The sequence below is a fragment of the Streptomyces sp. CRCS-T-1 genome (genome assembly GCF_024442335.1).
GTDB classification, from domain to species: domain Bacteria; phylum Actinomycetota; class Actinomycetes; order Streptomycetales; family Streptomycetaceae; genus Streptomyces; species Streptomyces koelreuteriae.
Window position 1 is genome coordinate 2,805,098 of the sequence record NZ_CP101651.1, and the last position, 26,346, is coordinate 2,831,443.

26 protein-coding genes are annotated in these 26,346 nt (G+C 69.3%); 7 read left to right on the forward strand and 19 right to left on the reverse strand.

The window, feature by feature from the left end; translation table 11 throughout:
- The first annotated feature begins 113 nt into the window (after positions 1–113).
- From NNW99_RS12310 to NNW99_RS12320, 3 genes are read left to right on the forward strand one after another with little or no spacing between them, the layout of a single operon-like run.
- Positions 114–638 carry a PadR family transcriptional regulator gene (locus tag NNW99_RS12310; protein ID WP_215118836.1) on the forward strand — a complete coding sequence of 175 codons (525 nt, stop codon included), beginning with the start codon at positions 114–116 and terminating at the stop codon, positions 636–638.
- On the forward strand, positions 635–1,324 hold the full coding sequence (locus NNW99_RS12315) for an ABC transporter ATP-binding protein (RefSeq protein WP_215118841.1): 690 nt from the start codon (positions 635–637) through the stop codon (positions 1,322–1,324). Before NNW99_RS12310 ends, NNW99_RS12315 begins: the two co-directional genes overlap by 4 nt.
- Positions 1,321–3,660, forward strand: a complete 2,340-nt coding sequence (locus NNW99_RS12320) for an ABC transporter permease (protein ID WP_215118842.1) — start codon at positions 1,321–1,323, stop codon at positions 3,658–3,660. Before NNW99_RS12315 ends, NNW99_RS12320 begins: the two co-directional genes overlap by 4 nt.
- 46 nt (positions 3,661–3,706) lie before the next feature.
- On the opposite strand, the gene NNW99_RS12325 is transcribed toward NNW99_RS12320, so the two are convergent.
- Positions 3,707–4,657, reverse strand: coding sequence for a LysR substrate-binding domain-containing protein (locus NNW99_RS12325; protein ID WP_215118844.1), 951 nt, complete (start codon positions 4,655–4,657; stop codon positions 3,707–3,709).
- Positions 4,658–4,790: 133 nt separating this feature from the next.
- Between NNW99_RS12325 and NNW99_RS12330 the strand changes: the two genes are divergently transcribed.
- Entirely contained in the window at positions 4,791–5,345 is a 555-nt protein-coding gene (locus NNW99_RS12330) for a peroxiredoxin (protein WP_184590931.1), read from the forward strand.
- A gap of 6 nt (positions 5,346–5,351) precedes the next feature.
- The gene (locus tag NNW99_RS12335) at positions 5,352–5,885 is read left to right on the forward strand and encodes an alkyl hydroperoxide reductase (RefSeq protein ID WP_215118847.1); all 534 of its coding nucleotides are present in this window, start codon (positions 5,352–5,354) and stop codon (positions 5,883–5,885) included.
- A gap of 117 nt (positions 5,886–6,002) precedes the next feature.
- Here NNW99_RS12335 and NNW99_RS12340 read toward each other — a convergent pair whose 3' ends face one another.
- From NNW99_RS12340 to NNW99_RS12355, 4 genes are all read right to left on the reverse strand, one after another.
- Positions 6,003–7,316 carry an AI-2E family transporter gene (locus NNW99_RS12340; RefSeq protein WP_215118848.1) on the reverse strand — a complete coding sequence of 438 codons (1,314 nt, stop codon included), beginning with the start codon at positions 7,314–7,316 and terminating at the stop codon, positions 6,003–6,005.
- 87 nt (positions 7,317–7,403) lie between these two features.
- Positions 7,404–8,102, reverse strand: coding sequence for a transglycosylase SLT domain-containing protein (locus NNW99_RS12345; RefSeq protein WP_251057767.1), 699 nt, complete (start codon positions 8,100–8,102; stop codon positions 7,404–7,406).
- Between the two features lie 419 nt (positions 8,103–8,521).
- A complete protein-coding gene (locus tag NNW99_RS12350; protein WP_215118852.1) occupies positions 8,522–9,847 on the reverse strand; it encodes a PhoH family protein in 1,326 nt (441 codons plus the stop codon).
- 570 nt (positions 9,848–10,417) lie between these two features.
- The gene (locus NNW99_RS12355) at positions 10,418–11,191 is read right to left on the reverse strand and encodes an isoprenyl transferase (RefSeq protein ID WP_189722993.1); all 774 of its coding nucleotides are present in this window, start codon (positions 11,189–11,191) and stop codon (positions 10,418–10,420) included.
- Positions 11,192–11,947: 756 nt separating this feature from the next.
- Between NNW99_RS12355 and NNW99_RS12360 the strand changes: the two genes are divergently transcribed.
- Positions 11,948–13,099 (forward strand): winged helix DNA-binding domain-containing protein, encoded by a 1,152-nt coding sequence (locus NNW99_RS12360; RefSeq protein ID WP_215118853.1) that lies wholly within the window; start codon positions 11,948–11,950, stop codon positions 13,097–13,099.
- 131 nt (positions 13,100–13,230) lie between these two features.
- On the opposite strand, the gene NNW99_RS12365 is transcribed toward NNW99_RS12360, so the two are convergent.
- From NNW99_RS12365 to NNW99_RS12390, 6 genes are read right to left on the reverse strand one after another with little or no spacing between them, the layout of a single operon-like run.
- Complete coding sequence (locus tag NNW99_RS12365) at positions 13,231–14,034, reverse strand: class I SAM-dependent methyltransferase (RefSeq protein WP_215118855.1); 804 nt, start codon at positions 14,032–14,034, stop codon at positions 13,231–13,233.
- Entirely contained in the window at positions 14,031–14,507 is a 477-nt protein-coding gene (locus NNW99_RS12370) for a GNAT family N-acetyltransferase (protein WP_215118857.1), read from the reverse strand. The genes NNW99_RS12365 and NNW99_RS12370 overlap by 4 nt, the downstream gene beginning before the upstream one ends.
- A gap of 35 nt (positions 14,508–14,542) precedes the next feature.
- Entirely contained in the window at positions 14,543–15,421 is an 879-nt protein-coding gene (locus NNW99_RS12375; RefSeq protein ID WP_215118859.1) for an LLM class flavin-dependent oxidoreductase, read from the reverse strand.
- A gap of 57 nt (positions 15,422–15,478) precedes the next feature.
- Positions 15,479–16,144, reverse strand: a complete 666-nt coding sequence (locus tag NNW99_RS12380; RefSeq protein WP_215118861.1) for a hypothetical protein — start codon at positions 16,142–16,144, stop codon at positions 15,479–15,481.
- Positions 16,145–16,197: 53 nt separating this feature from the next.
- Entirely contained in the window at positions 16,198–17,235 is a 1,038-nt protein-coding gene (locus NNW99_RS12385) for a hypothetical protein (RefSeq protein WP_370869132.1), read from the reverse strand.
- Complete coding sequence (locus NNW99_RS12390; RefSeq protein WP_215118865.1) at positions 17,223–17,882, reverse strand: hypothetical protein; 660 nt, start codon at positions 17,880–17,882, stop codon at positions 17,223–17,225. The genes NNW99_RS12385 and NNW99_RS12390 overlap by 13 nt, the downstream gene beginning before the upstream one ends.
- Before the next feature lie 228 nt (positions 17,883–18,110).
- Here NNW99_RS12390 and NNW99_RS12395 point away from each other — a divergent pair, with 228 nt between their 5' ends.
- Entirely contained in the window at positions 18,111–18,494 is a 384-nt protein-coding gene (locus NNW99_RS12395; protein ID WP_215118866.1) for a DUF192 domain-containing protein, read from the forward strand.
- Between the two features lie 36 nt (positions 18,495–18,530).
- Here the strand turns inward: NNW99_RS12395 and NNW99_RS12400 are convergent, their stop codons facing one another.
- From NNW99_RS12400 to NNW99_RS12435, 8 genes are all read right to left on the reverse strand, one after another.
- Entirely contained in the window at positions 18,531–19,151 is a 621-nt protein-coding gene (locus NNW99_RS12400; RefSeq protein WP_215118867.1) for a hypothetical protein, read from the reverse strand.
- A 64-nt stretch (positions 19,152–19,215) separates the two neighbouring features.
- Complete coding sequence (locus tag NNW99_RS12405) at positions 19,216–19,980, reverse strand: hypothetical protein (protein ID WP_215118869.1); 765 nt, start codon at positions 19,978–19,980, stop codon at positions 19,216–19,218.
- Between the two features lie 91 nt (positions 19,981–20,071).
- Positions 20,072–21,391, reverse strand: coding sequence for a hypothetical protein (locus NNW99_RS12410; protein WP_215118871.1), 1,320 nt, complete (start codon positions 21,389–21,391; stop codon positions 20,072–20,074).
- A gap of 47 nt (positions 21,392–21,438) precedes the next feature.
- On the reverse strand, positions 21,439–24,162 hold the full coding sequence (locus NNW99_RS12415; protein ID WP_215118873.1) for a Flp family type IVb pilin: 2,724 nt from the start codon (positions 24,160–24,162) through the stop codon (positions 21,439–21,441).
- A gap of 62 nt (positions 24,163–24,224) precedes the next feature.
- Complete coding sequence (locus NNW99_RS12420) at positions 24,225–24,872, reverse strand: OmpA family protein (protein ID WP_215118875.1); 648 nt, start codon at positions 24,870–24,872, stop codon at positions 24,225–24,227.
- Between the two features lie 8 nt (positions 24,873–24,880).
- The gene (locus tag NNW99_RS12425) at positions 24,881–25,456 is read right to left on the reverse strand and encodes a hypothetical protein (protein ID WP_215118876.1); all 576 of its coding nucleotides are present in this window, start codon (positions 25,454–25,456) and stop codon (positions 24,881–24,883) included.
- Between the two features lie 34 nt (positions 25,457–25,490).
- Complete coding sequence (locus NNW99_RS12430; RefSeq protein ID WP_215118878.1) at positions 25,491–26,096, reverse strand: pilus assembly protein TadG-related protein; 606 nt, start codon at positions 26,094–26,096, stop codon at positions 25,491–25,493.
- Entirely contained in the window at positions 26,093–26,326 is a 234-nt protein-coding gene (locus NNW99_RS12435) for a Flp family type IVb pilin (protein ID WP_215118880.1), read from the reverse strand. Before NNW99_RS12435 ends, NNW99_RS12430 begins: the two co-directional genes overlap by 4 nt.
- Between the last annotated feature and the right edge of the window lie 20 nt (positions 26,327–26,346).

A 26,346-nucleotide genomic window follows, 5' to 3' on the forward strand; every position in this document is an offset into this window, starting at 1 on the left:
GGCTGTTGCGCAACCGTGACAACAGCCCCCGACCTGCACGACCGCACCGCCCGCCATGGACTGCACACCCCGCGTATACATGCGGCGTATACACAGTATGTAGAGTGCTTGGCATGTCCATCGGTCACACTCTCCTGGGGCTCCTGGAGTCCGGCCCGCGCCACGGTTACGACCTGAAGCGGGCCTTCGACGAGAAGTTCGGTCACGACCGGCCGCTCCACTACGGCCAGGTCTACTCGACGATGTCCCGCCTGCTGAAGAACGGGCTCGTCGAGGTCGACGGCATCGAGGCGGGCGGCGGGCCCGAGCGCAAGCGGTACGCGATCACCGAGGCCGGCATCACCGACGTCGAGCGCTGGCTCGCGACGCCCGAGAAGCCGGAGCCGTACCTCCAGTCGACCCTCTACACCAAGGTCGTCCTCGCGCTGCTCACCCACCGCGACGCCTCCGACATCCTCGACACCCAGCGCTCCGAGCATCTGCGCAGCATGCGGATCCTCACCGACCGCAAGCGCAAGGGCGACCTGGCCGACCAGCTCATCTGCGACCACGCCCTGTTCCACCTGGAGGCCGACCTGCGCTGGCTGGAACTGACCGCGGCCCGTCTGGACAAGCTCCGTGAGGCGGTGGCCCGATGACCCATCCCGCTGGTTCGCTGCTCACCGCCCAGGACCTGCGCAAGGCGTACGGCCCGACCACCGCGCTCGACGGCGCCGAGTTCTCCATCCACCCGGGCGAGGTCGTCGCCGTGATGGGCCCCTCCGGCTCGGGCAAGTCGACGCTGCTGCACTGCCTCGCCGGGATCGTCACACCCGACTCGGGCTCGATCACGTACAACGGGCGCGAGGTGACCTCGATGAGCGATGCCGAGCGCAGTGCGCTGCGGCGCTCCGAGTTCGGGTTCGTGTTCCAGTTCGGCCAGCTCGTGCCGGAACTCACCTGCGTGGAGAACGTCGCGCTCCCGCTGCGGCTGAGCGGGTCCTCCCGCAAGGAGTCCGAGCGGACCGCGCTGGCGTGGATGGAGCGGCTCGAGGTCGACGACCTGCGCAAGAAGCGACCCGGCGAGGTCTCCGGCGGTCAGGGGCAGCGCGTCGCCGTCGCCCGTTCCCTGGTGACGAGCCCGCGGGTGATCTTCGCCGACGAGCCGACCGGCGCGCTCGACTCGCTCAACGGCGAGCGCGTGATGGAGCTGCTCACCGAGGCCGCCCGGTCCACCAACGCGGCCGTGGTGCTCGTCACGCACGAGGCGCGGGTCGCCGCCTACTCCGACCGCGAGATCGTCGTCCGCGACGGGAAGTCCCGGGACATGGAGCGCGTCGTATGAGCGCACGGCAGTGGGCCCGGGACCTGGCCATGGGCACCCGGTACGCCTTCGCCGGCGGACGCGAGGGATGGACCCGGGCACTGCTCACGGCCGTCGGCGTCGGGCTCGGCGTGGCGCTGCTGCTGCTCACCACCGCCATCCCGAACGCGCTGGCGGAGCGGGACCGGCGTGAGGAGGCGCGCAGCGACCACACCATCGGCCAGCAGGAGATACCGAAGGCCGACGACACGCTGATGGTCCTGGACGCGGACACCACGTTCCGGGACGTGTCCGTCCGCGGGCGGCTGCTGGAGCCGGAGGGCCCGCTGGCCCCGCTGCCGCCGGGAGTCGCCGAGTTCCCCGCGGCGGGCGAGATGGTCGTCTCCCCCGCGCTGAAGGAGCTGCTCGCCTCCGACGACGGCAGGCTGCTGCGGGAGCGGCTGGACTACCGCGTCGTGGGCACCATCGGCGAGCAGGGGCTCGTCGGCTCGCAGGAACTCGCCTACTTCGCGGGCGGCAAGGGGCTCGAGAAGCTGCTGGAGGGACCCGCCAGCGGGGCCCGGATCGACAGCTTCGGCAACCCGGACCTGGCGTCGTCCGACCCCTGGGACCCGGTGCTGCTCCTGCTGGTCCTGGTCGTCTTCGTGGTGCTGCTGATGCCGGTGGCCGTGTTCATCGCCGCGGCCGTGCGGTTCGGCGGTGAGCGGCGCGACCGCAGGCTGGCGGCGCTGCGACTGGTCGGCTCCGACAGCCGCATGACCCGGAGGATCGCCGCCGGTGAGGCGCTCGCCGGTTCCGTGCTGGGGCTCGTCCTGGGCACCGGGTTCTTCCTGATCGGACGCGAACTGGCGGCGACCGCCGAGGTGTTCCAGGTCAGCGTGTTCCCGAGCTATCTGAACCCCTCTCCCCTGCTGGCCGTCCTGGTCGCGCTGGCGGTGCCGGCGGCGGCGGTCCTGGTGACGATCCTCGCCCTGCGCGGGGTGGTCATCGAGCCGCTCGGCGTGGTGCGCTCGGCAAAGCCGACGCGGCGCCGGCTGTGGTGGCGGCTGCTGCTGCCGCTGGGCGGGCTCGCCCTGCTCGCCCCGATGGTCGGGCAGGGCGACGACGGCGGGAACTTCAACCAGTACCTCGTCGTCGGCGGCGTGATGCTCCTGCTGGTCGGCGTCACGGCGCTGCTCCCCTGGGTGGTGGAGAGGGTGGTGGCGCGGCTCGGCTCGGGCGGCATCGCCTGGCAGCTCGCCGTGCGCAGGCTCCAGTTGAGCAGTGGCACGGCGGCCCGGATGGTCAACGGCATCGCGGTGGCGGTGGCCGGGGCGATCGCCCTTCAGATGCTGTTCGCGGGTGTCGAGGGCCAGTACACCCAGGCGTCCCGGTACGACGTCTCCCGGGCCCAGATGAGCGTGCAGGTGCCGGACGGGGACGACCCCGCGGCCATCGCCGGGAAGTACCGCGACACCGAGGGCGTGCGGGGGCTCACCGCACTGTCCGATGTCTATCTCGGCGACCGGCGCGGCGAGTCGGAGTCCATGGCCCAGCTCACCGTGGCCGACTGCGCTTCGCTGCGCGAGGTGGCCACGCTCCCCTCCTGTCGCGACGGGGACGTCTTCGCCGTCAGGGGCTCGGAGTACGACAGCGCCAACGACCATCTGACCGAGCCCGGCACGACCTTGTGGGCCGACCCTCAGGACACCCTCCGCTCCGACGACGGCTGGGTCTCCTGGACCGTGCCGAAGGACATCCGGCAGGCCCAGCCCCGCGAGGACCCCACCGGGTACGAGCGCGGCGGCATCCTGGTCACGCCCGCCGCGCTGCCCGAGACGCTCGGGGCGGCCGCCTCCACGGAGATCTTCATCAGCCTGGACCTCTCCGTGCCGGACGCGTACGAACACGTGCGCAACACCGCCGCGCGGCTGGACCCGACGGTCGAGCCGATGACGTGGAGCGGCACCGAGAGCAACGAGCGCTACGCCACCATCCGCACGGGCCTGTCCGTCGGCGCCGCGTGTGTGCTGGCGCTGATCGGGGCGAGCCTGCTGGTCTCGCAGCTGGAGCAGTTGCGCGAACGCCGCAAGCTGCTGTCGTCGCTGGTCGCCTTCGGCACCCGGCGCCGCACGCTCAGCCTGTCGGTCCTGTGGCAGACGGCGATCCCGATCGGCCTCGGCCTGCTGCTCGCCGCGACGGTGGGGATCGCCCTGGGCGCGGTCCTGCTGCGCATGACGGACACGTCCGTCCGCGTGGACTGGCCGAGCGTGCTGTCGATGACCGGCATCGGCGCGGGGGTCGTCCTGGTGGTGACCCTGCTGAGCCTGCCGCCGCTGTGGAAGCTGATGAGGCCGGAGGGCCTGCGGACCGAGTAGGTCTCGAGCAGAGGTCTTTCGTACGAGCCGCTGTCCGTACGGATCGTCACGCGTCCTCGCCGACGACCCGTACGGACAGCGGCCGCAGTGCCTGTCGCAGGGCCGCCGCCAGTTCCTCGTACTCGGCGCCGCGTGCCGCGCCCGTGCGCATGGCCAGGGCGATCCGGCGGGTGGGGGCCGGGTCGGCGAAGTAGCCGGTGAGGAGCTGGTTGCTGCGGGAGGTCTCGACCGTGAGGGCGGTGCGCGGCAGCAGCGTGACTCCGAGTCCGCCGGCGACGAGCTGCACCAGCGTGGACAGCCCGGCGGCGGTCGTGGTGACGGGCACGTCGTCGCGGCCTGCCTCCCGGCAGATGTCGAGGGCCTGGTCGCGCAGGCAGTGTCCCTCGTCCAGGAGCAGCAGGTTCAGCTCGCGCAGCGCCTCGCGCGGAATGCCCTCGCGTCCGCCGAGCCGGTGGTCGAGCGGGGTGACGAGCACGAAGTCCTCGTCGAAGAGCGGCAGTTCGCTCACGCCCGGAACGCCGAGCGGCACCGCGAGCAGCAGCAGATCGAGCCGCCCGCTGGTGAGACCGTCGAGCAGGCTGGTGGTCTGCTCCTCGTGCACCTGGAGGTCGAGGTGCGGATACCGTTCATGGACGAGCCGCAGAACCGTGGGCAGCAGATAGGGCGCCACCGTCGGGATCACCCCGAGCCGCAGCACCCCGGTGAACGGGGCCCGCGCGGCATCGGCCTCCTCCATCAGCGCGCCCACCTCGCTCAGCACCGCCTTGGCCCGTACGGCGATCCGCTCGCCCTCGGGTGAGAGCAGCACCTTGCGCGTCGTACGCTCCAGGAGCGTCACTCCGAGTGTCTCCTCCAGCGCCGAGACGGCACCCGAGAGGGCGGGCTGGCTCATGCCGATCGCCCCGGCGGCGTCCCGGAAGTGCAGATGCTCGGCCACGGCCGCGAAGGCACGCAGCTGGGCGAGGCTGGGCTGCCTGCGCTTATTACCCACAGTCACTAATAACTACCTCCGATCAACCCGACCGAGTGTAGCTATTTCCGTAATCAATCGAGGCTGTGCCAACATCAACACAGTCCAACCCATGGGAAACACCCGCAATCCGGGTGTTTCTTCGCTGCAAGGAGAGTGTGTGCTCACCGTCGGTGACAAGTTCCCCGAGTTCGACCTGACCGCCTGTGTCTCGCTGGAGAAGGGCGCGGAGTTCGAGCAGATCAACCACAAGACCTACGAGGGTCAGTGGAAGGTCATCTTCGCCTGGCCCAAGGACTTCACCTTCGTGTGCCCGACCGAGATCGCCGCCTTCGGCAAGCTGAACGAGGAGTTCGCCGACCGCGACGCGCAGGTCCTCGGCTTCTCCGGCGACTCCGAGTTCGTCCACCACGCCTGGCGCAAGGACCACGACGACCTTCGTGACCTGCCCTTCCCGATGATGGCCGACTCCAAGCACGAGCTGATGCGCGACCTCGGCATCGAGGGCGAGGACGGCTTCGCCAAGCGCGCGGTGTTCATCGTGGACCAGAACAACGAGATCCAGTTCTCCATGGTGACCGCGGGTTCGGTCGGCCGTAACCCCAAGGAGGTCCTGCGGGTCCTCGACGCCCTGCAGACCGACGAGCTCTGCCCCTGCAACTGGAGCAAGGGCGACGAGACGCTCGACCCCGTCGCGCTGCTCTCCGGGGAGTGATCTGAGATGTCCCTCGACAACCTCAAGTCCGCGATACCGGACTACGCCAAGGACCTGAAGCTCAACCTGGGCTCGGTCATCGGCAACTCCGACCTGCCGGCCCAGCAGCTCTGGGGCACGGTGCTGGCCACGGCCATCGCCTCGCGCTCCCCGATCGTGCTGCGCGAGCTGGAGCCGGAGGCGAAGGCCAACCTGTCGCCGGAGGCCTACACGGCGGCGAAGGCCGCGGCCGCGGTGATGGCGATGAACAACGTCTTCTACCGCACGCGTCACCTGCTCTCGGACCACGAGTACGGCACCCTGCGCGCGGGCCTGCGGATGAACGTCATCGGCAACCCTGGCGTCGACAAGGTCGACTTCGAGCTCTGGTCCTTCGCGGTCTCCGCCATCAACGGCTGCGGCATGTGCCTCGACTCGCACGAGCAGGTCCTGCGCAAGGCCGGCATCGACCGCGACGTCATCCAGGAGTCCTTCAAGATCGCGTCCGTGATCCAGGCGGTCGGCGTGACGCTGGACGCCGAGGCGGTCCTGGCGGAGTAACTCCCCACCGCGGGCGATGAACCGCGGGCATTGCACCGCGGGCGATGAACCGCAGGGCCCCGTCCCCTGGGCATGGTGGACGGGGCCCTGTTTCATGCCGGCGTGGATGTGGCCGGGCTACTCCGACGGCGGGTCCGTGGCAGGCGGCGGCTCGGCGCTCACCGCCGTGGCACCCCGCGGCCGTACCGAATGCCGCAGCGCCGACCCCCGTGAATGCGCCCGCAGATACCCGGCCACCGTGTTCGTCACCGCGACCAGCGGCACGGCGACCACCGCACCGCCGATCCCGGCCACCATCCCCCCGCACGCGACGGACAGCACCACGGCCAGCGGATGCACCCGCACCGCCCGCCCGAGGATGAACGGCTGCAGGATGTGGCCCTCGATCTGCTGCACCGCGAGCACCACCACCAGCGTCATGACGGCCGTGAACACGCCCTGGGTGACCAGCGCGACCACCACGGCCAGCGCCCCGGACACCACGGCGCCGACCAGCGGGATGAACGCGAACAGGAAGATGAACACCGCCAGCGGCACGGCCATCGGCACATCGAGGAAGTAGATCCCCAGCCCGATGAAGATCGCGTCGATCAGCGCGACGATCACCGTGCCCCGCACATACGCCGTCAGCGTCCGCCACGCCGCCGGCCCGGCCCCGGCCACTCCCGGCCGCGCCGCCGCCGGGACCAGCTTCAGCGTCCACTCCCAGATCCGCTTGCCGTCGTAGAGCAGGAACAGGGTGGAGAAGACGGCCAGCAGGATCCCGGTCAGGGCTTCGACGACGACCGTCACGCCCTCCAGGCCCGCCGAGGTGATCTGGTCGGTGTTGGCGCCGACCGCCTCACGCAGGTTCGCCGCGATCTCGTTGATCTGCTTGTCCGTGACGTGGAAGGGGCTGTTCAGCAGCCAGTTCCGCAACTCGTCGATGCCGTCCTGGATCTGGCCCGAGAGATCGTCGATGTTCTCCATGACCTGCCAGGTCACGAACCAGCCGATCAGCCCCATGATGACGAAGCCGAGGATCGCGGTCAGCGCGGTGGCCGGCCCGCGCGGCACTCCGAGCCGCCGGAGCCTGCCCACGGTCGGGTGGAGCAGCGCGGTGATCAGCAAGGCGCTCACGAACGCCAGCACCACCAGTTGGACGGCGCTGATGATCCGCATCAGCACCCACAGGGTGCCCGCGAGGATGAGCAGCCGCCAGGCGGCCTCCGCCGCGACCCGCACGCCCCACGGCACGGCCAGCGCGGGATCGGGCCGGGCGGGAACGTCGGGCGCGTAGTCCGGGGGCGGCGGCACGTACTCGTCGGGCCCGGTCCTGGACTCGGCTTCGCCGCGCTCCCGTTCGGCCTCGGCGCGGCGCTCGTTCCACTGCTCGCTCATCTCGGTCAGTCCGGCGCCGAGCCGGCCGAGCCACCCTGGCACTCGCGACATGGTCCGACCGTACATGGCGCGAGCCCCGCACCGTACGACGGTGCGGGGCTCGTGCTGAGGATGACAGGGGCCCGAAGGCCGGGTGGCTCAGTACCAGTTGTTGGCCTGCCAGAACGACCAGGCGTCACACGGGCTGCCGTAGCGGTCGTTCATGTAGCCGAGGCCCCACTTGATCTGGGTGGCCGGGTTGGTCCGCCAGTCGGCACCGGCGGACGACATCTTGGTACCGGGCAGTGCCTGGAACATGCCGTAGGCCCCGGAGGAGGGGTTGACGGCCTTGTAGTTCCAGTCGGACTCGTGGTCCACGATGTTGCTGAAGCACTGGAACTGACCGGAGGGCACGATCTGCCGGGCCATCGCCTGGATCTGCGCGATCGTGTAGGAGCTCGAGACGGGGATGTCGGAGATGTCCTTGGAACGGCTGGCGGCCTTGTCGGCCTCCTCGCGCTCCTTGGCTTCCTTCGCCGCCTTCGCCGCCTTCTCGGCGGCCTCCTTCTTCGCGATGGCCGTGTCGGCGGCGGCCTTGCGGGCGGCCTCCTCGGCGTCCTTCTTCGCGCTCACGTCGGCGGCGATGGCCTGTACGTCGGCCTGCTGCGTCAGGGACGCGGTCTGCACCTGGGCCTGCTGACCCGAGGGGATGTCCGCGAGCAACGTGGTGCCGTTTGCCGTCGCTTCGGCGTCGTTGTTCTGCGCGGTGCTGCCCGAGGCAACGCCGACGACGCTTCCGACAGCGGTGACCGCCGTGGCCGAAGCCACTGCGAATCCCCGGACCGAGATCCGGCTCACACGGTTTCCTTCCAGCATCGCCCGCTTCGGTGACCCTCGCGGACGCAATCGTGCCCCTGGCACTGGCCTCCCCAACTACGGGTCACGGGAGGCACGGGCCCGGTGGGCAACTCCCTCGGGAGGGAGCGCCGCGTGGTGCGCGGGCGGCATACGACATCGCTATGCAGTTGATGCTGTTGCTTTTGTGGTGCCGTACCGCTGGGGGTACAGGTGTGTCGTATGCGGGGCCTGACAGGACTGAGACTCTGCCGTACCACGACGGGGCAAGGCAATTCTGTGCTGGGTGTGAAAGCTCACATCCCGTTTGATGCAGGAGATTCACGGAAACCCTCACGCGCGAAGGCGCCGCCCGGCTAGGCTCTTCGCCTTTTCGGACGGCGCCAACTACTGCGTAACCACCACCGCTTGGGGCGGGACGGTCAGATCTGCCCGTCTTCGAGCATTTCGGTCACAAGGGCAGCGATCTGGGACCTCTCGGACCGGTTCAGGGTCACGTGCGCGAAGAGCGGATGCCCCTTCAGCTTCTCCACGACGGCGACGACACCGTCGTAGCGGCCGACCCTGAGGTTGTCCCGCTGGGCCACGTCATGGGTGAGAACCACCCGTGAATTGGCCCCGATCCGGGACAGAACGGTAAGAAGCACATTCCTTTCCAGTGACTGCGCCTCGTCCACGATCACGAACGCGTCGTGCAGCGAGCGGCCCCGGATGTGGGTGAGCGGCAGGACCTCCAGCATCCCGCGCGCGGTGACCTCCTCGATGACCTCCCGGCTGGTGACCGCCGACAGCGTGTCGAACACGGCCTGCGCCCAGGGGCTCATCTTCTCCGCCTCGGAGCCGGGCAGATAGCCGAGCTCCTGCCCGCCCACCGCGTACAGCGGACGGAAGACCATCACCTTTTGGTGCTGACGGCGCTCCAGCACCGCCTCCAGACCCGCGCACAGCGCCAGCGCCGACTTTCCGGTGCCGGCCCGGCCGCCCATGGAGACGATCCCGACATCCGGATCGAGCAGCAGATCGAGCGCGATGCGCTGCTCGGCGCTGCGGCCCTTGATGCCGAACGCCTCCCGATCCCCGCGTACGACACGGATGTTGCCCTCGGGCGTGACCCGGCCGAGCGCCTTGCCGCGCTCGGACTGGATGGTCAGGCCCGTGTGCACCGGGAGTTCGGCGGCCTCGGGGACGTAGACGTGCCCCTCCTCGAAGAGGATGTCCACCTGCTCGCCCGGCAGGGTCAGTTCGGACATTCCGGTCCAGCCGGAGGAGTCCGTGATGGCGAGTTCGGCGCGGTACTCCTCGGCGAGGAGCCCCACGGACGACGCCTTGATCCTGAGCGGGAGGTCCTTCGACACGACGGTGACGTCGAACCCCTCGGCCTGCAGATTGCGGGCGACCGCGAGGATGCGGGAGTCGTTGTCCCCCAGGCGGTAGCCGCTGGGCAGCACGCTGGGGTCCGAGTGGTTGAGCTCGACACGGACGGTCCCGCCGAGATCCCCGATCGGGATCGGCGAATCCAGGCGCCCATGACGAATCCGGTAGTCGTCGAGCAGACGCAGGGCCTGCCGCGCGAAGTAGCCGAGTTCGGGATGGTGCCTCTTGGCCTCCAGTTCCGTCACCACGACGATGGGGAGCACGACCTCGTGCTCGTCGAAGCGGCTCAGGGCGTTGGGGTCGGCCAGCAGAACGCTGGTGTCGAGGACATAGGTGCGCCGGTCTGGCTTGTGGCGCTTTGTGCTGGTCACCACGGAAGGACGTACCCCCTCGGATGAGGTCGGGGAGCGACGGAGTGGAAGCTGGACCGGGAGGGGTGGGAAAAATCCCGACCGGTGCTCGGCCGCCCTGCGCGGGCCGAGGACCGGCCCTCCGCCTTCTTCGTCCGTGCTGTGACCGCACGATCGGGCTGGTGCAAAGGGCCTCCCGGGCGGACGGCCCCGTGCCGTCCGCTGAGATACGACACCCGTGATTCGGGCGTCGACCTGTCTGACTTATGCCCTCGAACGAGCGCCGCCATGCCACGGCATATGACGGCGAGCCGGTGAACTCCGTGTGACGCGCGTCTTCGGAGGGGTACCGGGAAGTGTTGCGACGTGCGGTGACCACGGTGCCCGGGCGGCGGCCGGGCACCGTTGGCCCTCCCGCGAAAAGTTCAGCGTTGTACGGCTCGGCCGCCCGAGCACCGGGGAGCGGGCCGCTGCGCACGCCCGCGCGGCGGGGGCGTCGGCGACCTACGGCAACGGCGCGACCGGCGACAACACGGCAGAGGCGGCGCGTGCCGGGCCCCGCGTCTGCGGCGCGATCCGGGCGAGCGGCGGGCTCTAGCCGCCGAAGCGCCGGTGGCGGGCGGCGTAGTCGCGCATGGCGCGGAGGAAGTCGACCTTGCGGAAGGCCGGCCAGAACACGTCGCAGAAGTAGTACTCGGAGTGCGCCGTCTGCCAGAGCATGAATCCGGACAGCCGCTGCTCGCCGCTGGTGCGGATCACCAGGTCGGGGTCGGGCTGGTCGCTCGTGTAGAGGTGACGCCCGATCATGTCGGTGTCGACGGCCTCGGCGAGCTCCTCCATCGAGGTGCCCTTCTCCTGCGCGTCGAGCAGCATGGAGCGCACGGCGTAGGCGATCTCCTGGCGGCCGCCGTAGCCGATGGCGACGTTGACCAGTATCCCGTCGACGTGCGCGGTGGTCTCCTCGGCTTCCTTCAGGACCGTCTGCATCCCGGAGGGCAGCAGGTCGGGGGTGCCCACGTGGTGCACACGCCAGCGGCCGTCGGCGGCCAGGGTGCGCACGACGTCCTCGATGATGCCGAGCAGCGGACCGAGCTCGTCCTGCGGCCGGTCGAAGTTGTCCGTCGACAGCAGCCAGAGGGTCACGACCTCGACGTCGGTCTCACTGCACCAGCCGAGGAACTCCTCGATCTTCCCGGCGCCGGCCCGGTGGCCGTCGACGGTGCTGGAACCGGCGGCCTTCGCCCAGCGCCGGTTGCCGTCCATGATGACGCCGATGTGCTTGGGCACCTGAGCGTGGTCCAGGTGACCTTCCACCCGGCGTGCGTACAGCCTGACCAGCAGGCCACGCAGCTTGTCGCGCAGGTTCACGTGATTGTCAGCCCCTCCGTAAGGATCGGACAGGCCGCGATGTGCGGCCCGGTCGTGGCCGCGGGCGGTCCCTGCCCGTGCGGCAGTCCCCGGAGGCGAAGCCTACCCCCGCTGTGCCCGCGGGCCGCCAACGGGTGCGGAGGGAAGGATTCCGGCCGATGCTCCGGCCCGCCCCGGCGCACAAAAAAATCGGGCCGGTCCGTGGGGGGGAGACGGACCGGCCCGAGGGGGGTTTCCACCATAACCCTTCGTAAGTGATGCTGCGTGCATCGGCGTGCCACAACTACTCTCCGGAGCCACCCGGCGACGGGGCGATGCCCGCGGAAGCCCTCGTTCGTGGCTTGTTCTCGACGGAAAGACGGCCGATACGCAGCGAAATCGGGCACCCTCAGGCAAGATCCGGGGGATTTGCCACATCTTGAGACTCGCTCGGCGAGTTGTCCCCGGCGTCCCTCCGACGGGTGACCCGGCTGCGAACGCCGGCTTGACCCCGCGGCGGCCGCGCCGCCACCCCAACAGGGAGGCCCTGGCACCGCGCAGCCCCCTCCACTGCGCGGTACCGCCCGCGCAGCTTTGCTGACGCGAATTACCTTGGTCTGAACTTACGTGAGCGGCGGCACCGAAGGCGAGTCGCGAGCGATAACGATGTGAAAAACATCGACGGAAGTTGCGCAAGTGGAGTGAGTGAAAGGAGTGACGCACCAGCGAGGGCCCAAGAGGACAGTTTCTGTCCTTATTCGCGCCTAACGTCGCCCCATGACGACGACCGTGAGGATCACATGGGACTCCGCGAGCGCACGGCGGGCGGAGCGGCAGTTCCTGGCCGACCCGGCAGGGAGCGGCACGCCGGTCGCCGAGGTGGTCGGCGCGATGGCGGGCGCGCACGCGCAGGTGCTGTCCGCGGCCGAGGTCTCGGTGGGAATGCGCACGGCCGGGCTGACAAGGGCGGACGTACGGACGGCGCTCTGGGACGACCGGTCCCTGATCAAGACGTACGGCCCGCGCGGCACGCTACATCTGCTCCCCGCGGCGGAACTCCCCCTCTGGTCCGCCGCCCTGACGGCGGTTCCGACCGGACCGAGCCCGTTCCCACCCGACGTACGGCTCACCGAGGAGCAGGCGGGCCAGATCATCACGGCGATCGGCGACGCGCTCGACGGCAGGTGTCTGACCCTCGACGAGCTGACCGAGGAGATCGTGGCCCGTACGGGCCCGTGGGCCGGTGACCGGGTGGTGGAGGCGTTCCAGGACCTGTGGCCGCGCTGGCGGCAGGTGATGCACCGGGCGGGCTGGGCGGGCACGCTGTGCTTCGGCCCGAACCGCGGTCGCAAGGCGACGTACACCCGCCCGCCGCGCGCGGAGCCCGTGCCCGACGCGCTGGGCACCTTCGTACGCCGCTATCTGCACGCCTACGGACCGGCCACCCCGCGGCACTTCGCGAAGTGGCTGGCCGCACCGCCCGGCTGGGCCACCACCCTGTTCGGAGAACTGGCCGCCGCGGGCCGCATCGAGGAGGTCGACTTCGAGGGGACACCGGCGTGGGTGGCGGCGGGCGACACCGACTTCCCCGACGGGCCCCCTCGGGGTGTGCGGCTGCTCCCCTACTTCGACGCGTACGTCATCGCCGGGCAGCCCCGCGAGCGGCTCTTCCCCGGGGCGGCGTACCGGCGCGCCCTCGCGGGCGGCCAGGCGGGCAACTATCCGGTGCTGCTCGTCGACGGCGTGGCGGCGGGGGTGTGGCACCAGCGGCGCCGGGGCCGTCGTACGACCGTCACGGTCGAGCCGCTCGTCCGGCTGACGGCACGGCAGGAGCGGGAGCTGGGCGAGCAGGCGGAGCGGGTGGGTGAGGTGCTGGAGGCGACGGCGGAGTTGGTGGTGGGGGACGTGACGGTGGGGCCGCACGCGTGATCAGGGGTGGTGAGGGGTGGGTGACGGTGGGGCCGCACCGTGATCAGGGGTGGCGAGGGGAGGGTGACGGTGGGGCCGCACGCGTGATCAGGGGTGGCGAGGGGAGGGTGACGGTGAGGCCGCACGCGTGATCAGGGGTGGCGAGGGGAGGGTGGGTCCGGCTTGCGGGCGTCGAAGAGGTGGCGGGTGCTGTGGGCGACGAAGGGCCCCTCGGCCCGGATCCGCTCGTGCAGCGCGCGGAGCTGTGGCTCGTACGCCTCGACGGTGAAGCCGGGAACCATCCAGACGACCTTGCGCAGGAAGTGCACGACCGCGGCGATGTCGTGGAACTCCATCCGCAGCCGCTCCGCCCGCAGACCGACGACGTCGAGCCCGGCGGCCTCGGCGTCGGCGCGCTCACGGTCGGGACGGCGCCCGCCGCGCACGTCCTCCGGCTGGGGCCCGAGGAAGCGCTCGACGAGTTCGAAGACGCTGGCCGGTCCGACGTGCTGGGCGAAATAGGTCCCTCCGGGCCGGAGGACCCGGGCGATCTCGTCCCACTGCGGGCGGACGGGATGCCGGCTCACGACCAGGTCGAAGGCACCGTCGGCGAACGGCAGCGGCGCGTCCTCGGGGGCGGCGACGACCACGACTCCGCGCGGCCGGAGCAGGGCGGTCGCCTTGGCCACGTTGGGCGGCCAGCCCTCGGTGGCGACGGCGAGCGGGGGCTGTGCGGGGGCCACTTGGGCAAGGGCGAAGTCGAGGACTTCCCCTCCCCCGGTCTGGATGTCGAGCACGGCACTCGCCCGCCCCAGCCGCGCGGCCATCGACGTGGCATACCCCCAGGACGGCCGCGCCTCGGTGGCCCGCCCCTCGAACCAGGAGAAGTCCCAGCCTTCCGTGGGCACGGAGGCCCCTTCGGCGACGAGGTCCTCGAAGGTGCGCTGCGGTCTCATGACAGGACCAGCACGACATGCTCGTCGTCTCCGTGCCGGACGATGCCGTCGCGGCGGAAGCCCTGCTTCTCCAGGAGACGAACGGAGCCGGCGTTCCCACTGAAGGGGTCGGCGTACAGCGGCCGGTTCCGCTCCCGCTCCAGGAAGAGGGCCATGGCCCGGCTGCCGATGCCGCGTCCCCAGTACGGGCGTCCGAGCCAGTACCCGAGGAAGCGGCGGTCGCCGTCCCACCAGGCGACGACGCTGCCGGCGACGTCGCCGCCCACGGTCACGGTCCGCACGAAGACGGTGTCGTCCCCGAGGACGTTGGCCTTCCAGTGCCGCAGGAACGCGTCGCGAGGCCGGGGCGTGAACCTGGACCGCCGGACGGCTTCCGGATCATGCTCGTACTCCAGGAAGAACTCCAGGTCCGCTTCCACCACGGCTCGCAGCCGCACGTCCACGTCGTCACCGCTCTTGCCCGCAGTACTCATGCCCGGAGTGTGTCAGCCACCACTGACAACGGCCCTCAGGGCACGAGCGGACGCACTTCCTCCGCGACGAACCGCACGAACCCCTCCGGGTCGGGCTCGTCCCCGGTCGGTTGCAGCACCACGGTGTCGGCCCCGGCCTCGACCAGCCGCCCGACGGCCTTGGCGACGGCACCGGCGTCCCCGGCGACCCCCAGATCGGGAACGGACTCGAGCCCCTCGTCGGCCAGCTCGGCACGGAGCCGGTCGGCGGCGTCGGTGCCGGTCGCGGTGAGCAGATACACGACGACGGGATGCGGTCCGGCCCCTCGCCCGGAGGCCTCCCGCCCCGCGTCGATGAGCTGCCGCGCCTTGCGCACGCCCTCGGCGTTGGTGGCGGCGGTGAGGATCGTCCCGTCGGCGGCCTCCCCGGTGAGCCGCAGCGACCGCGGCCCGGTGGCCCCGGCCAGCACCCCGCCTCCCCCAGCCTCCGGCGGCCAGTCGAGCGCGACGTCGTCCAGCGTCACGTACCGACCCTCGGTGGTCACCCTCTCCCCTCCCAACAAGGCCCGAAGCGCCACAAGATGCTCCCGCAACAACGTCACCGGCGACTCGACCCGCGCCCCCACCTGCCCCATCCAGTCCTGCACCCCGTGCCCCACACCGACGATCACCCGCCCCGGGAACATCCGGTGCAGCGACGCCGCCTCCATCGCCGTGATAGCCACATTCCGCAACGGCACAGGCAACAGCCCGACCCCGACCCGCACGCGCTCGGTCCACGCGAGGGCTGCGGCGGCGGTGGAGATACCGCCTTCTCGGAAGCAGTCCTCCCAGAGCCAGAGTTGGTCGAGGCCTGTCTCATCGGCCACACGGGCAACGGCACGAAGCCGCTCGGGGGCGAGCTGCGGACGGAATACTGCGCCGAGTTCGGTCATGGGGTCTTCCTACCCGGGCCGGTAGCGGCAGACAAGGAAGCCTTGCCGCGTGACGGATCAGGAGCGGGCAAGGCGGACGCCGGCGCGGCGGCCACGTTCGATGTCCTCGGCGGTAGCTCCCCGATCGGCGAGAGAACTGCGCTCTCCGTCCGATCCCGTGTTCCCGCTCAGGAAGCGGAATCGGCGGGGCGTCGACTCGTCCGAGGCGGGCGCGGCGATCACGCCGATGAAGCGAGGGTCACCCGCGAGCCACACCAGGCCGATCTGGGCCTTCACCTCAGGCGCCGCGCGAGGAGCCATCCTCCGGTGCCACCAGCCCACTCCCCAGTGCCGGGGAAACACCATGGGCAGGCGCTCCTCCGGGCGGGCGGGGTTCGGGAACTCGAACCACCCGCACTGCCTGCCGACGACGTCGGGCCGATCGGCAAGGCCGTGCGCGGCGTCTCGGTACAGACACCACGGGTGTTCCCGCAGGACCCTTCTCATCCCGAAGGCAACGGGGAAGACGAAGAGCTGGATGAACGCGCGGTAGAAGCTGTACAGCAGGAACGGCACGAAGAGGATCGTGTACCCGGGAGGAACGAAGACCACCAGGATCGCCAACAGGCCCGTCCACAGCGCGATCCAGCCGAGCAGAGCGAGCACGTTCGCAGCCAACTGCATCGACCAGGCGCGCCGGGTCGGCGGATGCTCCCAGGCGACGGCATGCTCGGTGGGGTTCATACGAGTTCTCTGTCCTCCGAGTCAGCACACGTGCCGGGTGGGATCGATCCGGCTCAGCGGTTGACGGCCTGGATCTCCTGGACGACGACGTCCTGCGTCGCACCGAACGTGCCGTCGGGGAGGGTACCGCCCGCGCCGCCGCTGCCGGTCCAGTCGATCTTCCAGGTGACGGTGGCCTGGAGCGGATACGTGCCGTCGCCCGAGGAACGCAGGTACCTCACTCCGCAGGGGGGTGTCTGGTCCGCCTTGCCCTTGGCGTAGGGCTCGCCGATGCGGCCGTTGTTGATCTCGCAGACGCCGGAGTCCGGGTAGGTCACGGCGTCCTCGGTGCCGGGCTCGATCCTGAGTGACTGCGGCACGGCGGTCGCGGTCGCCGTGATGCCGATGGCCGGTACGGACGCGGTGACGGAGACCGGCTTGAAGTCGGCGGCGTCCAGCCAGGACCAGGTCGGCAGGTTGACCTTGGTCGCGGCGGCGGGTGCCAGGGTGACCCTGGTGCTGGGGACGCGGATCTCCGCGTAGGCGAGGTCGGCGAGGATCTTGGGAGTGACGGCGTTCTCGATGTTGGCGGGCGGAGGATCGCCCTGGTCCACCCAGAAAACGTCCTCATCGCAGGAATCCCACCCCGGAGGGAAACTCTCGTCCACGTACGAGTCCCAGAAGTAGCCCTTGCCGGTCTTCTCCTTGTTGAAGTCCTTGTACGGGTGCCCGTTGACGTAGCGGTCGCGCTGCTCGGCGTCCCACTCGTACCCCGTCGAACCGACTTCCCAGGTCGGCTCCAGGGTCTTCTGCAGTTGCTCCGGCGTGTACTTGGGGGCGTACCAGCAGGGCGGTGGCGTCCAGGAGGTGGACGACTTCAGGGCACCGGCGGAGTTGCCCGTGCCGTTCTTGGAGCGGTCGAAGACGACGCCGCCGGCGGTCACGGAGAGGGTGCCGTCGTCGTCGGCGTCGGCCCCCTGGTTGCTTCCCTGTGTGTCGCCGCCCAGGGTGTCATCAGCGCGCGCCACGCCTGGGAGTGCGAGGAGTGACCAGCATGTGCCGACTACGACCACCGAAGAAAGCGTCCGCAACGGACGTGTCAGGGCCGGCACTTGGCACTCCCGCTCTGCGAAATCATCTTCTGAATCACCCAGACACCTTTGTCGTTCTTCTTGAGCGACGTGTGATAGATGACGTAACTCTTGGCAGTCACCTCGGTCTTCTTGACCTTGTCTGTCTTGAGGTACTTCACATACGCCTTGCCCTGGTCCTCGCAATAGCTGAGGGACGCCGTGCCGTCCTTGTCGACTGCCACTTCCGGGGCGTAGAAGCGATAGACGCCGGTGATGGAAGCCTTGTGATCGACGTAGTTCTGAATGAACTTCTGCGTCGAGGCAGCCGCCTCACCCTCGAAGTAGTAGAGGTACGGCTTGTCGAGCGCGTCCTGGTTGGCGATCGCCATGTCCACTGCCTTGATGGACTGCTCGCTGTCCGCCAGGACCGCGTCCTTCTCCTTGTCCCCGGACTTGGGCCAGTCGAAGGTGTAGGAGAGGTCGGACGGCAGGTCGATCTTCGGCCGGTCGGCCGATTCCGCGGCGCTCTCCGAGGGGGAGGCGGATGCCTTTTCTCCCGTGTCGGCTCCCGCGATCTTGTCGTTGTCCTTGCTCTTGGAGCTGTCATCGCTCCCGCACGCGGACAGCGTCAGGGCCGCAGCGGCGGTCAGCGTGAGCGCTGCGAGGAGGGTGGGGCGGCGGTTCACGGTCGGCTCCCGGTCAGAGGCGAGGCTTCTCTTGAGCGAACCAAAGCTATACAGCGGGGTGGGGACGCACCAGGGTGAGGGTTGTCAACTGGCGCGGTGTATGGGGAGAAAGCGGCGATTCGCCGACCGGTATGGGCCGTAACGGTTGCATAACACGGTTTCAACTATGAATCAGCAAAGTCGGACAGCCGGTGACAGGTAGCAGGTGGCACGGTGGAAGGGGCTCGTATGGGGCGGCGCTGGCGGGACGGGCGTGGGGAGTTGGTCGTGAGTGGGGGTGGTGGGGGGCCGTCTGTCCGGGTGCCCTTGGAGATCGCCACCTCGTATCGGGCCCGGACGAAAGGGCTGTTGGGGCGGGACTTCATCGACGGGGCGATTCTGCTGTCCCCCGCCAACGGCGTGCACACCTTTCGGATGCGCATGCCGATCGATGTCGCCTATCTCGATCGGCACCTGCGTGTCATCGCCGTACGCACCATGCGGCCGGGGCGGCTGGGGATGCCTCGGCTGCGGGCTCGGCATGTGGTGGAGGCGGGGATGGGAGTGATGGGTGAGTGGGGGGTGCGGGAAGGTGCCCAGGTGGAGGTTGTCGTGGTGGAGAAGGGCAGTTAGGTCCACGGGGGGGGCGTCGTCCGACGTGTACTGCTGTCAGTCGCTCGTACCTTCACTCCCCAGGCCGAGGAGCCTGCTCCGGGCCGCCTCCGCGTTGTCCCAGTTTGCCGGGCCGCCCGGCTTCACCGACAGCCGCTTGAGTGCCAGCTGGGCCTCTGGTCCGCCCACCGTCAGCAGTTCGATGGCCGAGTCGGCGATGTCGTCCCGCAGAGACGCGATCATGGCCGGCATCGCCGCTTCGACGTGCCGTACGACGTGCAGTTGCAGCGGATACAGGTGCGGTCGGTCCTGCCACGCGCGGACCAGGTCGTCCGCGCCGGACCACGTCACCTGGCTCGTGCGGGGCATGCTCTTCACGACGGCCTGATGGAACTCCTCCCACGCATGATGGAGCAGGCCGGGCGACGGTGGCTGAGGCACATGCGGAGCCAGCTCCGGGTCTTCGAGGAGTACGGTCACCACTCGCCGGGCTTCCGCGAGTCGCTCCTCGGAACGGGGCAGTTCCGCGATCCGACCCCAGTCGCACTCGTTCCACGGCGGTGGCAAGGACCGCATGGCACGGGGCAGGGCGTAGTCACCCTCCGGATCGCGCCACCGATCGATCTGCGGATCCCACGTCTCCTCGGCATTCGGCTGCTCCGTGCCCGGCTCATTCATTAAGGTCCCTCCCCGGCGTCCCGTCAGTCGATAGTCGATGCCCAGGTGGTGCCCTGTTGGTGATTCACCAGGGAATGTGGCGAGGGACGCGGTTCTGCCACCACGGGGCCGCTTCCGCGTTGTCTTGTGTGGGGTCGGGGACGGTGTGCTCGCCGAAGGTTCGGTCGAGGCGGGTGACCGCGTCCCGTAGGGGGTCCGCGTGTGGCTCGCCCGGCTCCGGGATGAGGCCTTCCAGGGCGTGGGTCAGCCTTTCCCAGACGCGTAGGTAGTAGTGCACATGGCCTTCTGCGCTCGCTGCCGTGCCTGGGGGGAGTGTGGCGAGGGCGGTGTCGGAGACGGGGGTGGGGATGGGGTCTCTTTCGAGGATCTCCGGGAGGATCTCGACGGTTGCCCGGGGCAGGCCGGGGACCTTCGCCTCGACCGCGTCGATCACGTGCACGGGTGGTTCGTCGTCCGAGGACAGCAGACGGGCGCGGACGGACTGTCCCGAAGAGGTCGCCAGCCAGTATGCCGACGGCGGAAGGTCCACCTCGGCCGGGTACAGGACGGGAACACCCAGCGCTGCCGCCAAGCGTCGAGCGAGTTCGGGCTCGGGCGGCGCCTCGTTGACCAAGGCGTCCTCTACGTAGATGTCCAGGGCCAACGACAGGTCGCCTCGCAGTCTGCTGTAGCCGCAGAGGACGGGTGCGGTCCAGTCGCGTTGGCTCTGGTCGCCGTCCCGGTCGGCCACGTCCACGTCTGCGCCTTCTGGTCTCACGGCTCCCGCCAGAGCCTCGGCGAGTGACATGGGGGACACCGGCGGCCCGACCAGCAGCAGGTCATAGATCATCGGTAGGTCTCGTCATCCACCTTCGGGTAGACCCGCCCGGCAGTGTGCCGGGGGTGCGGGAATTTCAGGGTCCAGCAACGGGTGCAGGGCATCATGGCGCCCACTCCTGCGCGGTATTCCTCGTCGTGGCCGGCAGGCTCGGGTCGAAGGCCAGTCGTGCCAGGGCTTCACGGCTGCTCGGCACGTCATCCGTGCGGTGGAGGAACCAGATGGCCTCCTGTACCGCGCTGCCGCACCGGGCGCACCGCTCGGCGAGTCCCGCAGCCCAGAGGGCCGTTGCCGACAGGACAGCCGGTTCCTTGTCGTCTGCCACTCCTCCGCCTTGCGGGAGGTCGGCGAGCCAGCGGAAGACGGCTGCGGTGACCCGGTCGGCGATCCTCATGCACCAGACGTCGGCGAAACAGGCGGCGTCCATGCCTCGGAACTCGAACCCCAACGACTGGCACTCGCGCCACGCCTCGTTCATGCGCTCGCGAGTGACCAGCCGTGGGTAGGGCATCAGGGCACGCACCACCTCGGCGACGGCGCTGCGGTCCGCCGGAGTGTCAGTGCACATCTGCCCGTCGTCCGGCACCCGCTCGACGGTCAGACACGCCTCCAGTGCCGAACGCGCCTGGGCGAGGCCGTGGGAATCCGGCTCGGTCGTTCCCCAGTCGAAGTCGTTCTGCCAGGAATACGGAAGGCCCCGCAGCCCTTGGGGCAGCAGCGGCTCCTCGTCGCGGGTGACTTCACGGGCCCGGGCCTCGTACACCGGACGGCGCAGCCCGAGAAGCCGGGAACGCACATACGGGCGGAGGTCCCTGACCTCGTCGTCGTTCACAAGTTCCCGCAGGGCCTGTTCGCCGCGCGGACGACCGAGCGAGACAAGCACGCGCACCGCCGCCTCGACCGCCACGCCGACCCGCACGAACGCGGCTGCGAGCAGCGCGACGTCTTCAGCCTCCCCGTCGTTGCGCAATCCGGCGGTGGTGGCGCGCTCGATGAAAGAGAAGGCGTCGTACGCCAGCGCCTGCCGCACCGAGGCGGCCCACTCTGCCGCCACTTCGTCGACCCACTGTTCAGTCGGGGGCTCAGGCACCGTGGGGATCCCCATGTCAGCCCAGGCTCCGACCACCCGCGCCACTCGCTCCCGAGTGACCTGGGACGTGGTCGGCATGGTGCGGGTCAGCCAGGCGTCCGCCTCGTCCAAGGTGTGGTCATCGCGGTCGTCGTAGAAATCCCGTAGTTCCTCGTCCCAGTCATGCACACTCTGCCGTCGGGCGGGCAGGCACGCGCGCAGCACGTGCCGGGCCTGCTCACGTCGCTCCTCCGTGGGGGCAAGTGCCTCCAGAGCCTGAGACCTGCGGTAGGTCAGATCGTGCCAAGGCGGTGGCAGCTCGCGCATGGCGGCGGGCAGCAGGTAGGTGTCCACTAGTCGCTCTCCGTCCGTGCCCCGGCAGCTCCCCCGAGGCGCTGGCGTCACGAGACGCCCAGGTAATCCATTGCTTCCTTCGGGGTCTTCATCCTGGACCAATTCATCGTCCCAGCCTGCTTCCGGGCCTGGATTTCTGTCTCCATCCGCTTGAGCTGACTCGGGGAGATGTCCGTCCCCGCGATCCGTACCGGTACCCCGTTCTTCGCCATGGTTCCGGCCGGTGTCCCTTCAGGCTTGTACTTGACGCCGTCCCGCTTTCCGCTCTTGTAGCCGCTGAAGATATTGGTCCATTTGTCCGTGGTCTCGATCTCGACACGCGTCGCCCTGCCTGCGCCGCCCTTCCCCTCCCAATCAGCCAGATCCTCGACCTGCCGTTCGAAGTCGGCCTTGATGGTGGCATTGCCCGTGTTCTTGACCTCCACGGCGTGGACCTTGCCGTCCTTGCCCCGATAGAGCACGTCGGCGTCGTTGATCTCGGAGATGTTCACCGTTTCGCCGTTGCCGAGATCGACGTTCTCCTTGCCGAAGTCCTTGCCGACAGCGGTGTGCACGGTCGTGCCAGGTACTGCCTCGCCGTCGGCTGCTCGCTGGACGGCGTTCAGTTCAGCACGTGCCTGACTGAGCTCGTCGGTGTTCTTGGCGTTCGTGACCTTGCTGGTCAGCGACGAACGTGCCTCCTTGGAGATGCTCTTCGTCCCGGCCAGTCTGGAGATCTCATCCAGCGCCTGAGCCGCGTCCTCCTTGCCGATCTCCTTCTTGTCCGGGTCCGGGTTGTCCTTCGCCTGCTGAACGAACTCGTCGATCTTCCGCGGTGCGTGCTGGACGCCCTCGTCCTCGAGTGCCTTTCTGGCGGCCTCATGGCGATCCGCCAATTCGGCCCCGTCCGCGGCCGTGTCCGCCTCGTCGGCCTGCTTGCGGGCGTCCTGGGCCTGCTGCTTGGCCTCCTCGTCGCAGCCGTCCTCGGCGAGGATGACGTACGGGTAGCCGGAAGGGCCGGCGGCGATGACCGTGGTGCCTGCGCCGGAGGATCCGGTGAGGGGGCCAGGGGTGGCTCCGGGCGGGCCGTCGCCGTACGGGATCCGGCGAGTCGGCGCCGCGATGGTGCAGCCCGAATCGCGGGCCTGCTTTTCGGCTGCGTCCGCCGCCTCGTCGGCGTCCTTCGCCGCCTTCCGAGCGCCCTCGGCATCGCCCGCCTTGGCGGCCTTGCGGGCCGCCTCCGCAGCGTCCGCCGCCTTGTCGAGGGATTCACCGATCTCGGCCAGCTTCTTGAACTTGGTGAATTTCGTGATGGTCTTCGGGCTGAAGATGCCGACGACGTTGACCACGGTGTTGCCGATGGAGGCCCCGTAGTTGCCCTTCTTCCAGTTCTCCTTGTCGACGAACGTGTCGGTCGCCAGGTCGGACACGAAGTCCTCGGGCGAGTTGACCCAGCCCCATACGGAGGAGACGTAGTTCCCCTTGTCCCACTCCTTGCCCAGTTCGTCGGCCTTGTCGCCCCACCAGTTCGTGGTGTAGCCCTTCAGGCCGTTCCAGGTGTCCTTGATCGAGCCGACGGGGTCGCTCACCAAGTCCATGGTGCCGGCCAGGAAGCTCTTGGTCGGTGCCACGAAGAAGCCCCGGACGTGGTCCATGAACGTCCTGTCATGACGTTCCTGGTCATGAACGGCGTCCCAGAGGGATTTGTCGTCGAAGGGACCCGGAGCGAGCGGAACCGTATCGCCCGGCTCCGCGCCCTCATGGGTGATGATCTGAGTCGACCACGCCGGACGGCCGCCGCTGTTGTTGCCGCCCGTGCCACCACCGGCGCCCGTGCCTCCCTGTCCACTCGAACCGCCCTGGGTACCCGAGTCGCCTTCGGCACCCGCCTCGCCGTTCGCGCCCGAGCCACGGTCTGCCCCCGCGCCACCAGCCGCATCCGCGCCGCCGGCCGCGTCCGCGCCACCCTCTGGATCAGCGCCGTTGCCAGCGTCGGCGCCGGCGTCCGAACCACCGTTACGGGCATCGTCGTCGTCCCCGGCCGCACCCGTCTGCGCACCATCGCCCTGCGGAGCGGCGCAGGCCGTGCCCGTCACCGAGCAGACCGCCGACCGGATGCCGTCGGCGATGCGCCCGCCGAGGCCGCCCACCGACAGTGCGAGGATGATCGCGGCGACGACCGCTACGAGCCCCGCGTACTCCACCGCGGTCTGGCCCTCGTCCCGGCGCCAGCGGATCATCCTCTCCAGGCTGAACGCCCGCCGCTCCTCCCTGTCCTGAGGAGCGGCTTCGAACCACTCCCGCGACCGGGCTCGACGCAACAGCACGATGACCGCCACCGGCATCGCCGCCTGCGTGATGCCTCGCAGATCACCGTGCGTCAGCGTGCCGAACGACAGCCACACGATCCACGCCTGTACGCCGATCAGCGCGCGGCTCGTCCACACCCCGCCCCGCCACAGGCGCCGGGCCAGACAGACCCCGGCCACGCTGGGCAGCGAGTCGTACACCAGGATCCCGAAGATCTCACCGGAGTAGAACGACACCACCGACAGCACGGTGACCACGTACAGCGCCGTCAGCGCGAACTGCACCCACAGCAGCACCTGCGCCCAGCCCAACTCCCTTGGCAACGGCGAACGTCGTTCCCAGGGAGGGGTGTTCTGCGCACCCCACATCCCGTTCGGGGGTATCGAGTTACCGGTACCGGCCATGTGTGACCTCGGTTCAGCGGGGCGGGCATTCGAGGGAGGCGCCCGGCTGACGCTAATGAGGATCGAACGCTGACACATGGGCCCCCGGGCCCACCCCTGGCCCAACTTGAACGGGCCCCGGGTGAGTGGGTGCGGGTGACTCAGCTCTCCGAGCGGGGGAAGGAGACCTCGACGCGGCGGTTCTTCTTGCGGCCGGGTTCCGAGGAGTTGTCCGCGATGGGGTACTGCTCGCCGTAGCCGCGTACCTCGTAGGTGACGTCGGAGTCGGTCAGTTCCTGGTCCAGGACGTTCTGTACGGCGTCGGCGCGTTTCCTGGACAGGACGTCGCCGTGGGCCGAGGAGCCCAGGTTGTCCGTGAAGCCGAAGACCCGGATCTTCGTCGCGTTCTGTGTCTTGATCTCCTCGGCGATCGCGGAGATCCGGGACTTCGCCTCCGCGCTGAGTTTCGCGCTGTCCTTGCCGAAGAGGACCTCGGCCTGGAGGGCGAACTTGACGTCGGCGTTGGTGTCTTCTCGGCGTTCGTCGCCGCTTTGGTCTTCTACGACCTGTTTGATGTCGAGGACCTTGGCGGAGGCCAGGGTGGCGCCCTCGGGGAGTTTGAGGTCGGGGTCGTTGGGGTCGACCTCTACGGGGGCGGAGGGGGAGGCCTCGGTGCCTGGGGGGACGCCGGGGGTTTCGTCGGCGTGGGCCGAGACGGCGCCGTAGATGTTGGTGGCGACCATGAGGGTGGCGGCGGTGAGGACCAGGGCGAGGCGTGGGGTTGTCGGTCGGGGGCGTGTGGGGGTCATGGCCGGCCTCATCCGGAGATCTTGATGGGGGCGCTGGCGAAGGTCGGGATCTGGAGAGTGACGTCGGTGGTACTCGAAGGGGGCGTCGGGAACTGCATGAAGACGGGGATCGTCTGTCCGGACTCGATGGTGGTGAGGCCCGTGGTCGTGAGCGGCCGACCATCCGTGTCACGCAGCACGTAGTAGCGCTTCTTCCCTCCCGAGTCGACCAGCGTCGCGCCGCCGAGCGACGTACCGTGCTTGAGGATCTCCGTCTCGTCACCGCGCAGTTCGGCGGGGATGGTCAGCGAACCGGATCCGTCGTTCTTGAACTGGGCGTTCACGGTGAGGAATCCACCCCCGTCCCGTTGCGCTGACGTGATCTGAAGAAGTAGGCCGTCCCTGCCCTTCAGCTCAGCCAGAGGGGCCGTTGACTTCCCCTCCTGAGCGCTCGGCGCAGAGCCGCGGTCCCTGGAAGCGGAGGCCGATGTGTCCGGCTTCTTGTCGTCGTCGCCACTACAGCCGACTGTACCGAGGGCCAGTCCGACCGCCAGAGTCAGCGCGAACATCCCCCTGCGGGCCCGCCCGGTGAACCGCATACTCATCTCTCCGCTTCCTTCATCACTCGTCGTTCGCTTCTCAGTCGGCCAGGTGAACGTCGAAAAGTTCCTCGGGTTCCGGAAGGTCGGTGAGATCATCCGGGTTCAGGTCCCAGTTCCTGTCGCCCTCGCAGGTGAGGCGTGGGAGCACATCGTCCTCCGCGTCCTCGGCAGGGGGCTTGAATTCGCAGAGAGGCTCGATGACGGCTGTGGCACTTGCTCTCGATCTCTTCTGCGCTGTGGCCGGGACTATGGACTCTCCCATGGGCTTCCTGGTCTGCACGTTGACCTCGTAACCCATGGGCCATCCGGCGTCGAAGCACCCCTGAACGTCGGCGTCGTTCCGGTCGGCCAGCTGATTGGCGCGCGAGCAGGGGTCTGTGGCCAGTGGTACGTCGCCGTTGAAGATGTCCTGCCACTTGTCCGGGTCGAGAACGGACAGGACCCATGCGGCTGCGAGCTGGTCCCGGGCGTCCTGGGCCGCCGCGAGTGCAGCAGCGTCGGCCGCTGTCTGAGCGCCTCCCCGGTTCACCGTGGCCTGGCCGACCGCAAAGTAGGCGAGCGCAAGGAAGAGCAGGCCCCCCACCACCGTGATGTAGATGGGGAAGGCCTGCCCGGCGTCGCCGTACCTGCGAGGTCGCGTCAATTTCCGACCCGGTTGACCAGGGTCGTGATCTTGTTGAGGATCGTCGTGCCGATGCTCGTGCCCGTGATCGCCAGCACGATCGCCACCACCACCGCGATGATACCCAGGTACTCGACCGCCGTCTGGCCCTTGTCGCCGGCGCGGCGGCGCATCGCTTCGGCTGTGGTGTTCTTCCAGCCGTTCACGCGGACCTTGGTCGCGACGGCGGTCTTCAGCATCAGGTCGCTCATGGTGTTCCCCTCCGGTTTCG

Excerpts from the sequence above, each read along its gene's own strand:
- NNW99_RS12310 (WP_215118836.1), top strand. The coding sequence starts at position 114 with ATGTCCATCGGTCACACTCTCCTGGGGCTCCTGGAGTCCGGCCCGCGC.
- NNW99_RS12315 (WP_215118841.1), top strand. The coding sequence starts at position 635 with ATGACCCATCCCGCTGGTTCGCTGCTCACCGCCCAGGACCTGCGCAAG.
- NNW99_RS12320 (WP_215118842.1), top strand. The coding sequence starts at position 1,321 with ATGAGCGCACGGCAGTGGGCCCGGGACCTGGCCATGGGCACCCGGTAC.
- NNW99_RS12335 (WP_215118847.1), top strand. The coding sequence starts at position 5,352 with ATGTCCCTCGACAACCTCAAGTCCGCGATACCGGACTACGCCAAGGAC.
- NNW99_RS12340 (WP_215118848.1), bottom strand. The coding sequence starts at position 7,316 with ATGTCGCGAGTGCCAGGGTGGCTCGGCCGGCTCGGCGCCGGACTGACC.
- NNW99_RS12360 (WP_215118853.1), top strand. The coding sequence starts at position 11,948 with ATGACGACGACCGTGAGGATCACATGGGACTCCGCGAGCGCACGGCGG.
- NNW99_RS12365 (WP_215118855.1), bottom strand. The coding sequence starts at position 14,034 with ATGAGACCGCAGCGCACCTTCGAGGACCTCGTCGCCGAAGGGGCCTCC.
- NNW99_RS12370 (WP_215118857.1), bottom strand. The coding sequence starts at position 14,507 with ATGAGTACTGCGGGCAAGAGCGGTGACGACGTGGACGTGCGGCTGCGA.
- NNW99_RS12375 (WP_215118859.1), bottom strand. The coding sequence starts at position 15,421 with ATGACCGAACTCGGCGCAGTATTCCGTCCGCAGCTCGCCCCCGAGCGG.
- NNW99_RS12380 (WP_215118861.1), bottom strand. The coding sequence starts at position 16,144 with ATGAACCCCACCGAGCATGCCGTCGCCTGGGAGCATCCGCCGACCCGG.
- NNW99_RS12395 (WP_215118866.1), top strand. The coding sequence starts at position 18,111 with ATGGGGCGGCGCTGGCGGGACGGGCGTGGGGAGTTGGTCGTGAGTGGG.
- NNW99_RS12400 (WP_215118867.1), bottom strand. The coding sequence starts at position 19,151 with ATGAATGAGCCGGGCACGGAGCAGCCGAATGCCGAGGAGACGTGGGAT.
- NNW99_RS12405 (WP_215118869.1), bottom strand. The coding sequence starts at position 19,980 with ATGATCTATGACCTGCTGCTGGTCGGGCCGCCGGTGTCCCCCATGTCA.
- NNW99_RS12415 (WP_215118873.1), bottom strand. The coding sequence starts at position 24,162 with ATGTGTCAGCGTTCGATCCTCATTAGCGTCAGCCGGGCGCCTCCCTCG.
- NNW99_RS12420 (WP_215118875.1), bottom strand. The coding sequence starts at position 24,872 with ATGACCCCCACACGCCCCCGACCGACAACCCCACGCCTCGCCCTGGTC.
- NNW99_RS12425 (WP_215118876.1), bottom strand. The coding sequence starts at position 25,456 with ATGAGTATGCGGTTCACCGGGCGGGCCCGCAGGGGGATGTTCGCGCTG.
- NNW99_RS12435 (WP_215118880.1), bottom strand. The coding sequence starts at position 26,326 with ATGAGCGACCTGATGCTGAAGACCGCCGTCGCGACCAAGGTCCGCGTG.